At 40.1% G+C, this 11,965-nt stretch carries 13 protein-coding genes and 1 pseudogene; 5 read left to right on the forward strand and 9 right to left on the reverse strand.

Annotation, left to right across the window (positions count from 1 at the left end; translation table 11 throughout):
- Positions 1–142: 142 nt before the first annotated feature.
- Together katX and bluB are read right to left on the reverse strand one after the other, a co-directional pair.
- Positions 143–1,717 (reverse strand): catalase KatX, encoded by a 1,575-nt coding sequence (gene katX / locus BLT_RS0114290; protein ID WP_394295516.1) that lies wholly within the window; start codon positions 1,715–1,717, stop codon positions 143–145.
- A 268-nt stretch (positions 1,718–1,985) separates the two neighbouring features.
- Positions 1,986–2,633 carry a 5,6-dimethylbenzimidazole synthase gene (gene bluB, locus BLT_RS0114295; RefSeq protein WP_017728457.1) on the reverse strand — a complete coding sequence of 216 codons (648 nt, stop codon included), beginning with the start codon at positions 2,631–2,633 and terminating at the stop codon, positions 1,986–1,988.
- Between the two features lie 618 nt (positions 2,634–3,251).
- Here bluB and BLT_RS0114300 point away from each other — a divergent pair.
- Positions 3,252–3,707, forward strand: coding sequence for a GNAT family N-acetyltransferase (locus BLT_RS0114300; protein ID WP_017728458.1), 456 nt, complete (start codon positions 3,252–3,254; stop codon positions 3,705–3,707).
- Positions 3,708–3,879: 172 nt separating this feature from the next.
- Here the strand turns inward: BLT_RS0114300 and BLT_RS0114305 are convergent, their stop codons facing one another.
- The gene (locus BLT_RS0114305; protein ID WP_017728459.1) at positions 3,880–4,080 is read right to left on the reverse strand and encodes a cold-shock protein; all 201 of its coding nucleotides are present in this window, start codon (positions 4,078–4,080) and stop codon (positions 3,880–3,882) included.
- A 391-nt stretch (positions 4,081–4,471) separates the two neighbouring features.
- On the opposite strand from BLT_RS0114305, the gene BLT_RS0114310 reads away from it, so the two are divergent.
- Positions 4,472–5,146, forward strand: coding sequence for a futalosine hydrolase (locus tag BLT_RS0114310; RefSeq protein ID WP_017728460.1), 675 nt, complete (start codon positions 4,472–4,474; stop codon positions 5,144–5,146).
- Positions 5,147–6,001, forward strand: coding sequence for a 1,4-dihydroxy-6-naphthoate synthase (locus tag BLT_RS0114315; RefSeq protein WP_017728461.1), 855 nt, complete (start codon positions 5,147–5,149; stop codon positions 5,999–6,001).
- Between the two features lie 133 nt (positions 6,002–6,134).
- On the opposite strand, the gene sda is transcribed toward BLT_RS0114315, so the two are convergent.
- The 6 genes and pseudogenes from sda to BLT_RS0114345 all read right to left on the reverse strand — a co-directional run bounded on the left by sda (position 6,135) and on the right by BLT_RS0114345 (position 10,944).
- Positions 6,135–6,263 (reverse strand): sporulation histidine kinase inhibitor Sda, encoded by a 129-nt coding sequence (gene sda, locus BLT_RS23255; protein ID WP_017728462.1) that lies wholly within the window; start codon positions 6,261–6,263, stop codon positions 6,135–6,137.
- Positions 6,264–6,951: 688 nt separating this feature from the next.
- Positions 6,952–7,332 (reverse strand): annotated as a pseudogene (locus BLT_RS22020) (sigma-70 family RNA polymerase sigma factor); the annotation flags it as partial.
- 13 nt (positions 7,333–7,345) lie between these two features.
- Positions 7,346–8,833 carry a recombinase family protein gene (locus tag BLT_RS0114330; protein WP_017728464.1) on the reverse strand — a complete coding sequence of 496 codons (1,488 nt, stop codon included), beginning with the start codon at positions 8,831–8,833 and terminating at the stop codon, positions 7,346–7,348.
- Between the two features lie 174 nt (positions 8,834–9,007).
- Positions 9,008–9,475 carry a hypothetical protein gene (locus BLT_RS0114335; RefSeq protein ID WP_017728465.1) on the reverse strand — a complete coding sequence of 156 codons (468 nt, stop codon included), beginning with the start codon at positions 9,473–9,475 and terminating at the stop codon, positions 9,008–9,010.
- Positions 9,444–10,667, reverse strand: coding sequence for an FtsK/SpoIIIE domain-containing protein (locus tag BLT_RS0114340; RefSeq protein ID WP_017728466.1), 1,224 nt, complete (start codon positions 10,665–10,667; stop codon positions 9,444–9,446). Before BLT_RS0114340 ends, BLT_RS0114335 begins: the two co-directional genes overlap by 32 nt.
- A gap of 4 nt (positions 10,668–10,671) precedes the next feature.
- A complete protein-coding gene (locus BLT_RS0114345) occupies positions 10,672–10,944 on the reverse strand; it encodes a hypothetical protein (RefSeq protein ID WP_017728467.1) in 273 nt (90 codons plus the stop codon).
- Positions 10,945–11,083: 139 nt separating this feature from the next.
- Between BLT_RS0114345 and BLT_RS0114350 the strand changes: the two genes are divergently transcribed.
- Both BLT_RS0114350 and BLT_RS22025 read left to right on the forward strand, forming a co-directional pair.
- The gene (locus tag BLT_RS0114350) at positions 11,084–11,311 is read left to right on the forward strand and encodes a helix-turn-helix domain-containing protein (RefSeq protein WP_017728468.1); all 228 of its coding nucleotides are present in this window, start codon (positions 11,084–11,086) and stop codon (positions 11,309–11,311) included.
- Positions 11,312–11,618: 307 nt separating this feature from the next.
- Complete coding sequence (locus BLT_RS22025; protein WP_081599674.1) at positions 11,619–11,912, forward strand: YolD-like family protein; 294 nt, start codon at positions 11,619–11,621, stop codon at positions 11,910–11,912.
- Positions 11,913–11,965 lie beyond the last annotated feature (53 nt).

Genomic DNA, 11,965 nt, shown 5'->3' on the forward strand with positions numbered 1-11,965 from the left:
GAAATCCGAACGTAATGATCGTTGATGCATAGCATTCGCTAAGGTTGTGCATAGTTCGCATTTTCAATCAAACACGTTCGTTATGTCCCAGCCTCTTTTAATAAGAGACTTCTGATAACTCATAGTTTAAATTTATTCTAAATTAATATGGGTCTGAAGAATGGCTCACATCTTCAGCGCGATTGACTGCTTTTTCTCCTTCTGTAGCACCCATCGGATTTCGATGTGAGTCTGATTGAGAAGAATACTTTTCCAATCCGCTTTTCACACGCTCTCCATATTCTGGATCGCATTTTGTAAAATGCTCGACCATTTGTTGCTGAATCTCTTGTCGGCATGGGCCTAAGGTATTAACTAGATTTTTTATGAGCTCGTTACGCTCAAAATCAGACAGCCTTCTATACGTCTCACCTGCTTGACCATAATTATTCGTACGGGAAATGGAAGCACGCTTTACTTCTCCCTCTACATACGGTGTATGATCTTTTCCTGATTGTGACGCTTCCTTCAACCCACCAAGAATCGACGGCTCGTAATTTACATGTGGATTTTGACTTAATCCTTTATCGACCCGATACTCCATTTGACCATCCCGTTGATTGGTAGCAACCCGTTTTTTCGGCGCATTAATCGGTAATTGCAAATAGTTTGGCCCTACACGGTACCTTTGAGTATCAGAGTAAGAAAAGGTGCGTCCTTGCAATAATTTATCATCAGAGAAGTCCAGACCATCCACAAGCACTCCTGTTCCAAATGCAGCCTGTTCAACCTCTGCGAAATAATTCTCTGGATTTTTATTCAAAACCATTTTACCCACTGGAACCCATGGAACGACTTCCTTATACCAAAGCTTTGTTGGGTCCAATGGGTCAAAGTCTAATTCTGGGTGTTCATCGTCACTCATCATTTGAACAAATAGTTCCCACTCTGGGTAATCTCCCCGCTCAATCGCTTCATATAAATCTTGGCTTGCATGGTTAAAATTTTTCCCTTGAATCGCTTCTGCTTCTTCCTGTGTTAAATTTTTAATGCCTTGTTTTGGCTCCCAATGATATTTCACGATCACTGCTTCACCGGCTTCGTTCACCCATTTGTACGTATTCACACCAGAGCCTTGCATCATCCGATAATTAGCTGGGATGCCCCATGGTGAAAACAAAAAGGTAATCATATGAAGTGCCTCCGGTGACTGAGAAACAAAGTCAAAAATCCGTTCACCATCTTGTATATTTGTGACTGGATCTGGTTTGAACGCATGAATCAGATCAGGGAATTTTAACGCATCACGGATAAAGAAAATTTTTAAATTATTCCCGACTAGATCCCAGTTTCCATCTTCTGTGTAAAATTTAACGGCAAATCCTCGAGGATCACGCAAGGTTTCGGGGGAGTGATTTCCATGAATCACAGAGGAGAAACGAACAAAAACAGGCGTTTGCTTCCCCTTTTCTTGAAAGAGCTTTGCTCGTGTATAATTTGAAATCGGTTCGTCACCATATGTGCCATATGCTTCAAAATAACCATGGGCCCCGGCACCTCGAGCATGTACGACGCGCTCTGGAATGCGTTCACGGTCAAAGTGACTAATTTTTTCAAGAAAATCATAATTCTCAAGAGTTGTAGGCCCTCGGTCACCAACCGTTCTCATATTTTGATTGTCTGTTACTGGGTGGCCTTGACGATTGGTCAATGTTTCATTTGTTTCATTTTTTGACATTCGTTCATCAACCGAATCACCGACTCCTTCAATACTTGTGCCAAACTCTTCATCAAAGTTGCTTTGCTTTTTATCCATTCTATCCACTCCTTTCATGCTGGTCATATTTTTACCAATTGGATGCGAACTATTCTTTTTTTATAACCGCACGATAAAAGTCAGTTAAATGAAAGGAGGGAAGTATTTAAAAGGGATTACGATCAAAAAAGGGAAAAGAACAGCCAAAATGAAGTGGCTCTTTTCCCTTGTGCGCTCATAATTCGCTTACCTATTTTGACTCATTTCCCCATTTGTTCTCAAAAATGAGGTTATCAAGTGCCCGCCTTTTCTCCCAATCAGCCATTTCCAAAATCGGCCTTTCAGGATAATCATCCGTATAGCCAATGGAAATGAGGGCAACTGGGTCAATATGTGGTGGAATGTTTAAAATGTCACGAACGTCGTTTTTCTTATAAAAGCTCACCCAGCCCATTGCCAAGCCTTCAGCACAAGCGGCGAGCCACATATTTTGAATCGCACAAGCGGTTGACATAATATCTGTCTCAGGGATCGAATTTCTCCCTAATACATGAGAGCCCCCTCTTGTTGGATCACACGTGACACAAATTGTAATTGGCGCTTCCTTTAAACCTTCAACCTTTAGACCAAGAAACTTAGTTTCTTTTTCGCCTTCATAATGAATGGCAAGTGCTCTTCTTTCTTTATCTGCCGCCCAAGCTAATCGTTCCTTCACTTCATCAGAGGAAATTAAAATGAAATTCCATGGCTGACTAAACCCTACAGACGGTGCATGATGTGCTGCATGTAAAATTTTATTGATTGTCTTTTCAGGAACTGGATCGGGCAAAAAGCTCCGAACATCTCTTCTTCGCTGAATAACATTATAAATCGCCTCTATTTCCTCATTTGTAAACATGGCTGTCCTCCGTAACGCTTTGAATGATTTCGTATTTATCTCCATTAAATTTTATCATTACTGTTCTTCGTTGCAAAAGACAATTTTCAAGCGATTCGTGCGAGGAAATCCTGTGATGCTTTGAACATTAAACACAGAAACCTACATGAGCGGCTCGCTCTTCCCTCTGAGATGAAAATGAGTTCGCATGGGGTACTGTTCACCATTTCAAAGAAAGGGTGTGAGCGACAGGGTTCTTGCTTTATCATCCTGTAAGCTCCGTCCCCTTTTCCATAGAAAAAGCATTAACAGTAGAGTACTGATAAAAGAAAAAGATTTAATCAAGCTAAAATTGATTTACTTGAATGGGGACGGTATCGAGGACATAAAATGATATCTCTTAGGAAACTTGCTCTGTTGCACTTGGAGGAACTTTTTCAACATCATCATTTCCATCGTGTGGTGTCCGCTGAAACACATAATTACTATGTCCACGCAGGAATAAGAAGGAAAATATCAGTATTTGAATTGGGATTTTATGTTAAAATATATTTATAAAGAATGTATAAATATTGTGAAAAGTCACACTTAAACAAGCGGGGAGAAGAGTCAAAGTAGCATTTTAAGGAGGTTTTATCCATGTTAATAAGAAAAGCAAAACCGAAAGATAGCGATACCCTGAGTAATCTAGCTTACAAGTCTAAATCTTATTGGGGGTATTCTAAAGATTTCCTTAAAAGAAGCAAAGATGATTTGACTGTTACTGGTGAATATATTGAACAAAATCCTGTTTATTTGATGGAAAAGGATAATAAGATTGTTGCCTTTTATAATTTCGAAGTAAAAAATAAAAAGTTAGAAGCATTGTTTATTGATCCTGATTATATCGGAAAAGGCATTGGAAAACTTTTGTGGCTTGATCTGTTAGGTAAAGCTAAGGAGTTAAATATTAAAGAATTCACACTTGATAGTGAGCCTAACGCTGAAGGGTTTTATTTAAAAATGGGGGCAAATAAAATAGGTTATACTTCGTCAACGGTTTTTCCTAATCGTAATCTCCCACTCATGAAGGTCAAAGTAATGTACCACTTATGACTAAATGAATTTACTATGCTAAAAATTCTTTCAAATCAGGTAGTTACAGGAAGTGTGTCAAGTATTGTACTCAAACAAACGGGTAAGCGTTAGTTGAAGAAGGGAAAATATATACAGAAGAGAAAAAAGCACCTGATAATTTAGGTGCTTTTTCCATTGTTAAAATGATTGCTTACGCCTTTTGAACGTTAGCAGCTTGCTGTCCGCGGTTACCTTCAACGATTTCAAATGTAACAGCTTGACCTTCGTCAAGAGATTTAAAACCCTCGCCAGTGATTGCTGAGAAATGTACGAATACATCGTCTCCTTCTTCGCGCTCGATAAATCCAAAACCTTTTTCTGAGTTAAACCATTTTACTGTGCCTTCTAACATTGTGTTTCCTCCTGTCGTGTGAATCTCACACATAATAGTACTATTCTTGTCATTAATAACATTCAAGAGGAAAACTATAAAAAAGAATTCCATCTTTATACTAAGAACGATCAAAAATAATTAGTTTAAGTATACCCTGAATCTGCACAAAAAGATACTGATTCAAGTAAATTTTTTCAAATCGCCATGATAAACCTATCATTCTAAAAAGCTTTTCCTTGTATTAACGATCCCTTCTGTAATCGCCTTCATCCAAATCCGTCTTGATATTTCTAAAGGTAAAATCGATAGAAGATATGGTAAAATGACTACATGTAAGGGAGAGGCAATCTCCCTTAAAATAGTATGGTTTATTTATTGCTCTTGTCCATACATTAAAGGAGTCTTTATTGTGGTTGAATCGAGAATAAAAAAACGTACAAATGACGGGCGAATCCTTGTCGTAGCCTCTATTACAGCAGAGAAGGAAGCTGTGTTACGGGGATTAAAAGAAAACAGTCGTTTTGATGTTGTTGTATCAGGTGTCGGTGTTGCTGCCGCTGCTGCTCGTACAGCAACAGCCTTAGCAACGAATACATATTCGTTCGTTCTTTGCATCGGGATTGGTGGCGGATTTCCAAATCGAGCAGACACCGGTTCTCTTGTTGTCGCAAATAAAATCGTAGCCGCCGATCTTGGTGCTGAGACTAGAGATGGCTTTTCAAGCATAGATGAGCTAGGTTTTGGAACAGCGCAATTAACGGTTGACACTTATCTAGCGACAAAGGTGACCGACGCACTACATAAGGCTGCTCTTCCTGTAACAACCGGTCCGATCCTTACTGTATCAACGGTTACAGGTACTGCTGAAACAGCAACTGAACTGGCCACACGGATACCAGGAGCTGCGGTAGAAGCAATGGAAGGCTACGGTGCAGCAACTGCAGCCCACATGCAAGGTATACCTTTTTTAGAAATTCGCGCTATTTCCAACCAAGTTGGGCCGCGCGACAGAGATTCCTGGCGCATCAAAGAGGCTCTTTACATGCTTGAATTAGCGTGCTCACATTTACCGGAGGTGTTATAAATGAAGATTGCCTTTTCTCCTTGTCCAAATGATACATTTATATTCCATGCTTTAGCACACGGGCTCGTTCCGAATGCTCCTACATTTGACGTGACCTATGCCGATATCGATATTACGAACAATTTGGCAGCTAAGCAAAATGACTTAGATGTTTTAAAAATTTCCTATGCAGCGCTACCTTGGGTTTTAGATGAGTATAAGTTATTGCCCTGCGGAGGCGCTTTAGGAAGAGGATGCGGACCGCTTATCCTCACGCAAAAAAGTGAGAATGGAAAGGCCGACCCAAATGTATTAACAGGTCGCCGTGTCGCTGTTCCTAGTGAACGTTCAACCGCCTACCTGCTGTTCCGTTTATGGGCTGCACAACATGTACCTGGTAGTATAGGCGAAATCATCGTCATGCCGTTTCACGAAATCATGCCAGCTGTTCGAGACGGAAAAATCGATGCGGGACTTGTCATTCATGAGGCTCGTTTCACCTACCCTTCCTATGGGTTACAGCTTTTAACCGATTTAGGAAGCTGGTGGGAAAGCGATACAGGTTTGCCAATTCCACTTGGGGCAATCATCGCAAAAAAATCATTAGACGTTGAGAGTATCGCCGGCTGGATTCGTCAATCCGTTGAGCACGCATGGGAAAAACCGGCGGCATCACAGGAGTATGTATTAAGCCATGCCCAGGAAATGTCTCCTGAAGTGGCACAAGCACATATTGACTTATACGTAAATGAGTTCTCCCTAGATTTAGGCGATGAAGGATACAAAGCCGTCACCACTCTCCTCAATCGCGCTGCACAAGAGAGGCTAGTGCCAGCCATTGATGCAAAGGCGTTGGATTGGAAGAAGAAGGAGTAGAAGAAAGCATCCGCTGTAAGTAGAACAGTGGGTGCTTTTTCATATTTACAGAAGAATTGCTTTTAAATTAAGAAAGCTGATCGATTAACACATATTTACCTGGTTATAAACAAAAAAGCACCCAGCAGGATGCTTATTTGTTCTCTCTTTCAATGATTTCATTTTCTAAAAATTCGACGAAGCTATCATCTAATTTCAGCTGAACCGCCATCGTATAGGCTGTTTGTAATTCTTCATCTGATAGCTTTACTAACGTATTCATCTCTTTATTTATTTAACTCATCCTCTCTACGTCGATCATCATCCGTTATATGTCCCAAACCCTTTAGCTTATTGTGTTAAAAAGATATCTTTGAACTGTATATCCATTGTTCGAGTCATTCATTGCCTATGACAATCGTTTAAAATGGATTCCTTTTAAAGACTTATAAAAAAAATTTGAGCCTTCAATAAGAAATCTTCTTTACTATCATACGTTAGATAAGTCAAAGTACCCTATCTTTTTTGTGCCAAAATTGTGCCAATTCTACACTTATCGACAATTATTGATTTTTCATAAAAGTTTAAAATGACAAGATCAGCAAATATCCATTGCTCTCCACAGCGGGTTTCTTAAAGTTATAAAACTCATGAAACTGCTTCGTAAGGTTGCGCTTTTCAATTCTACAGAGACATAGCTTCTAGAAATGACTAATTCTTTTGCGGTTTCATATAGTCTGTTCCACTTGTAGATCATGTGCAAAGCGGCTGACAAATACTTCTCGTTTCTGATCATCAAAGACATCAATTAAGGTGATTTCATTGCCTTGTGTGTCGGTAACCGTTTACTCTGACTTTTATAAAGGAATTGCGCTCTTACTCCAGTTGGAATACGTTTTTTTCATTTCCTTCAAGTGTTTCTAGAAATAAGCAAAAAACCCACTCCTCTCTGCAGTGGGTTAGTCTTTTAGTCATCCCTTTCCATGTGTGCGCTTATAAAACTCATGAAACAGCTTCATAAGTGCGCGCTTTTCAATTCTTGAGACATAGCTTCTGGAAATCCCTAGTTCCTTTGCGATTTCACGCTGGGTCTGCTCCTCTTCGAAATCAAGTCCAAACCGGCTGACAATCACTTCACGCTCCCGCTCATCCAAGACATCGATGTAGTCATAAATTTGTCTTTTCTCCATTTTTAACTGAATTGCCTCTGCGATGTCTTCCGTGTCCTCTTGGAGAACATCGATTAGCGTGATTTCATTGCCTTCTTTGTCAGTTCCAATCGGATCGTGCAAGGACACATCCTTTTTTACTTTTTTTAATGCCCTAAGATGCATAAGGATTTCAGTCCTAATGTCATTATATACGCTAAAAAAACTTAATATAGACATTTTCCTTATCTTCAACGATGATCTCCTTGACTAACGTTCTGATAAGGTTTTTTCTTGTTGTGAAGTCGCTCATGTCATTCTTAAGGTAAAATTCAACAGCCTCCTGAATGATCGCTTGGTTCGTTTCACTACTTTTCATTTCATTTATCCTTTGTTTCAACTCTTCTAATTCTACCTTTAATTGCTCTTCCTTTCTTTTTAGTTCGACAATTGATTCCTTTATTTCCTCAGTATCAATGTCATCGAGGGCAAATAGTTGCATGAGTTTCTTACGACCGTTCTTCGCCTTTTTAATTTCGTTTTCGATTACTCCCAATCTTTCAGTATCAAAGGATGATTCTTTCTCTTCTTTATGGTTTTGGTACATTTCAGGGTTATCAAGTAACCTTTTGACTTCTTCCCATACTACATGATCTAGTTTATCGCAGCGTACCGCCAACCCGCATCCACTGAACTTAGCTCCGCTATAGTTTTTTCGGTCCGTGTACATAAAATTATACGATCCCCAGTTCTTCCGTTTGACGCCAGTCATCGTATTATTACATTTACCGCAGCGTACTAAGCCACTTAGTAAGTATTCGTTCATTCCTTGTTTTGCCCAGCGACGGCGAGACTGTTTGATTAAATCTTGAGCATATTGGAATTGCTCTTCACTAATGATTTGCGGTACCTTTGTTGCTATCCATTCCTTTTTATCTCGCTTTTTCATCCGTACTTTATCATCAGTTTTATATTTGTTCGCCAGCATCCCTTCCGTATTCCATTTGTTTTGATATAAGACACCCGTATATGTCTCGTTTAGCAAAATCTGTCGTACAACTTGACGATGCCACACAGCAGCGCCCCGCTTTGTCGGCACACCTTTATCAGTTAAATACTTGGCGATTCCGTTAATTCCTTTAACCGGGGAATCTGCTTTTGTAAACAAATCAAAAATAAGCCGCACTGTTGATGCTTCGGCTTCATTTATGAACAATGCTCCTTTTTCTTTATCATAGTCGTACCCGTAGATGAAGTTGTTCTTAACGACCTTGCCCTCACGAGCCTTCCGTTTCCGGCCGCTGCTCATGCGCTCATTAATCTTCGCTTTTTCAAACTCAGAAATAGCGCCGCGCATGGAATAAAAAAGCTGCCCCTCTGGTGTTTGGGCAAACTCTCCGCTCACATAAACCATTTCTACGCCCCGCTTACGAAATTCATCATCTATAATAAGTGCGTTCATTAGCTTGCGAGATAAACGGTCAGGATCGTAGCAGACTACTTTTGTGATGATGCCCTCTTTTACGTCTTTTCTAAGCTTATCAAGGGCCGGACGCTCCAAAAACTCTCCGCTGTACCCTTTGTCGATGTATTCCAGCACTTCATTCGTACCGGCCTTTTTTTTGCACTCGTCTCTCTGATTCTCGACCGAGTACCCTTTTTTGCTCTGTTCTTCGGTCGAAACTCTCACATATATGCCGATCACAGTTACGCTCCTCCTTATAAAGCTTAATAAGGTAATCGTAGCAAAGCTTGATGTTTTTGTCAGTATAATTTCCGGTTGCAATTTTAACATGCATCTCTGCATACCCCCTTTATAGACGATATGTAGAGAGTGATTGTCTTAATGTTAAAAGAGAGAGCGATCATAGCTCTCTCTTCAAGAAACGGTATTCCCAATCCCGACTAATAACTGCATCATCAACGGCATTAATTGCACTAAAATATAACCGATAGAGGCATTTTGTATAAGGCCTATACCTTTATCCTTTTGATTAATCATAAACATGAGCGCTCCACCTGTGAGCATGACAAGAGCAATAGGATAGCTAAGTGCCTGTATCATATCGACAAGGGGCATAAAAGCTTCAATGATCTTTTCCTTTGCGGCCCCCTTTACGAATTCGCCCGGCGTCGCCATAACGGGTATAGCTTCGCTCCCAGCAGCATAAACATTAGTAAACATTTTATTTGTGATGGCGATAGCTGTTACTCCTGTAGCGAGCGTTGTAACAGACGCTTTCAAGTGACGGCTATCTATTTTTTTGTTGAGTTTTTTTACTGCACGTTGTGGATCGGACATAAAATCAGAGATACTACCGACTGTTTGCACTCTTTGATAAAACATCATTAATCACTCCCTCGATGTATTCGTTAGTAATCATAGGTGTCTGGACGATATGTTTTCGATCTGTGAGATAAACAGCACGGCCTTTGATATGCTGTAGATCCCCCGCATCCGTAATGCCCTCCCCCAGCACTACTTCACTTGCCTTATCAGTCTGCAGCCGGAAGCATAACTTAGCGTCACAGTTTTGTTTAATATTGTGATTTAAGACTTCTGAGTATGGCGTCTGTGTGGCATATATCAACCGGTAGCCGAGCGCTCCACCTATCCTTGCTATCCGTGATAAGATGACCTCGCATTGATTTTTTATAGCTCTCAGTTCTTTATCCTTTTCAATCCCGGGCGACAGCTCCGCTCCCTCATCGACGACGACAAAATGGCGGTTAGGTATGCCAGCCTCCTGGACATTTTCGTATCCATTGGTTTTAAGATGGTCCATTACGCCGATCATTTGCTCGTTGATCGCTGTCAAAACCTCAAGCGCTTCTGCTGGCTCACTGGCAATACTTTGCACTTGGGGACACTGTCGATAACGATTAAACGTCAGGCCACCTTTGAGATCGATGAGCGTAAATAGACTATTTCTAGGCTGATTGGCAAGCAGCGTTGTGATGACATTTTTTAAAAATATAGACTTGCCGTACCGCGTAGTACCAGCTACGACCATGTGCATGATCTTGTCAAAATCATGCTTGATATAGTCGGTACGAGTGACGCCAATCGGGATTTGCCACTCTATGCAGTTATTTTTATATGGTAGAAAGTCTGTTAATGGTTTGTTGAACACCTTTAATGTTAGGACTTTCTCAAAAGACACGACTATCTCTTTTTTGTTGTTTTTATCCTTCTTGATGTTTCGTATCTGTTTCTTAAAATCTCCCTTTGTATCGAATCCTCGTAAGTCTGACAGGCTAATTCTATTAACACTACTATTCAAACTATCCTCGATGACTTCTCTCTTCTTTTCAAAGTCTTTAAAGCTCAGTCCTTCTGGTATTCTGTACACGTATTCCGTATGAGTTTCTTTTTTTGTGGATCTTATTAATTTAGGCGTATCCTCTTTGCTGCCGTACTTAACGTAAAGACCACACTTCCTGAAAATGCGATCTAACTTCTGTTTATCATTCACCCCACGTTTCATACACTCAGCCCCTGCCCATACCGCACCACCTAGAATAACTTCAAGCAACATGTCGCTATCTCCTTAACATAGGATTGAAAAGCTGTGGTTGCTGCTGTTGCGGTCGTACTACAGGTTGTTTCTTAGGTGGCAGTACCTTTTCTCGTTGTTGTGGTGTATCGGTTTCAGTAGTAGCGACTGGTGTTACCGTTTGGCGCTTTAACTCTTCATCTAAAAGGTGTTTGATGTACTTAGAAAATGACTTCTTGCCAATTAATCTCAGTCTCGCAACGTCATCAGGGTTGGTGCGGTTAAAGCTGATGGACCGCACCCATTTGTTTTTGCTCATATCCCCACTTCCTTTCAGCTTGTTGATAAAGGATATTAGCGCTATTGCTTGGCTTATAACTTTTAATTAAAATTTTTTTCCGAAAAATTCGAAAAGGTTTGTCCGTATCGCTACCGAATTATTAAATTGGGTGATAATTATGCTAAGAAGCAAAATAGGGTACTGGATTGACGAAAGAGGATTACAAACAAAGTTCATTGCAAAAAAATTAGAAGTTTCCGAAACTCAAGTTTCAAAATGGAAAGGTGGTAATGCTCATCCGAGGGTCGATAAATTGTTTAAATTAGCCAAGCTTTTAGGGGTAAAAGTTGATGAGTTATATGAGGAAATCGATAGTAGCGGAACTAGCAAAAACGAGGATTTTTGACGGTACTACTTGAGGGAAAATCTAAGTAAAAGCTAATACTACGCTTTACGCTAGTAATAGCTTATGAACGCGGACAAGGTAATTATGCTTGGTGATATCGGTGTTGCCCCTACAATATTATCAGGGGTTGGATTTTTACAAGTGAACAAATGATTACCAGATTAGGGCCATTCAGGCTCTTTTTTCTAGTTGAAACACGAACATATATTCGTATATACTGAGAACAAAACACTTCACTAAGGACGTGACTTACATGAGGATTACAAAAGTGACCAAAGGGTCTAACAAAAAGTGGGAAGGCTCTAGAATGATGCTGCCCGAACATGTTGCTCTGATTCGTCAACGGAAAGTAGATCAAAAGAAAGTGAAAAAGCATGAACTAGATGAGCAAGAACTGGAGGAAATCGGTTATGTGGTCATGGATGCACTAAACCATACTTTAGAAGTACGTGTTATCTATTGGGATAATTGGGCTTATCATGAATTTGTGGGGTATGTAGATCGAGTAGATTTGCAATTGAAGCAGATAAAGTTTGTTACAGATGATGATGAATATACATATGTCAAAATTGATTGTTTAAAAAGCGTAGAAAGAATATAGCCCACCGAAGTGGACTATTTTTGGTTTTTCTTTTTCAATTTTTCTAACAAAGA

This window comes from Halalkalibacterium ligniniphilum, assembly GCF_000334155.1.
GTDB classification, from domain to species: Bacteria; Bacillota; Bacilli; order Bacillales; family Bacillaceae_D; genus Halalkalibacterium; species Halalkalibacterium ligniniphilum.

What these genes read in the sequence shown, in the direction of transcription:
- katX (WP_394295516.1), bottom strand. Translation starts at nt 1,717, where the DNA reads ATGTCAAAAAATGAAACAAATGAAACATTGACCAATCGTCAAGGCCAC.
- bluB (WP_017728457.1), bottom strand. Translation starts at nt 2,633, where the DNA reads ATGTTTACAAATGAGGAAATAGAGGCGATTTATAATGTTATTCAGCGA.
- BLT_RS0114300 (WP_017728458.1), top strand. Translation starts at nt 3,252, where the DNA reads ATGTTAATAAGAAAAGCAAAACCGAAAGATAGCGATACCCTGAGTAAT.
- BLT_RS0114305 (WP_017728459.1), bottom strand. Translation starts at nt 4,080, where the DNA reads ATGTTAGAAGGCACAGTAAAATGGTTTAACTCAGAAAAAGGTTTTGGA.
- BLT_RS0114315 (WP_017728461.1), top strand. Translation starts at nt 5,147, where the DNA reads ATGAAGATTGCCTTTTCTCCTTGTCCAAATGATACATTTATATTCCAT.
- sda (WP_017728462.1), bottom strand. Translation starts at nt 6,263, where the DNA reads ATGAATACGTTAGTAAAGCTATCAGATGAAGAATTACAAACAGCCTAT.
- BLT_RS0114335 (WP_017728465.1), bottom strand. Translation starts at nt 9,475, where the DNA reads ATGTTTTATCAAAGAGTGCAAACAGTCGGTAGTATCTCTGATTTTATG.
- BLT_RS0114340 (WP_017728466.1), bottom strand. Translation starts at nt 10,667, where the DNA reads ATGTTGCTTGAAGTTATTCTAGGTGGTGCGGTATGGGCAGGGGCTGAG.
- BLT_RS0114345 (WP_017728467.1), bottom strand. Translation starts at nt 10,944, where the DNA reads ATGAGCAAAAACAAATGGGTGCGGTCCATCAGCTTTAACCGCACCAAC.
- BLT_RS0114350 (WP_017728468.1), top strand. Translation starts at nt 11,084, where the DNA reads ATGCTAAGAAGCAAAATAGGGTACTGGATTGACGAAAGAGGATTACAA.
- BLT_RS22025 (WP_081599674.1), top strand. Translation starts at nt 11,619, where the DNA reads ATGATGCTGCCCGAACATGTTGCTCTGATTCGTCAACGGAAAGTAGAT.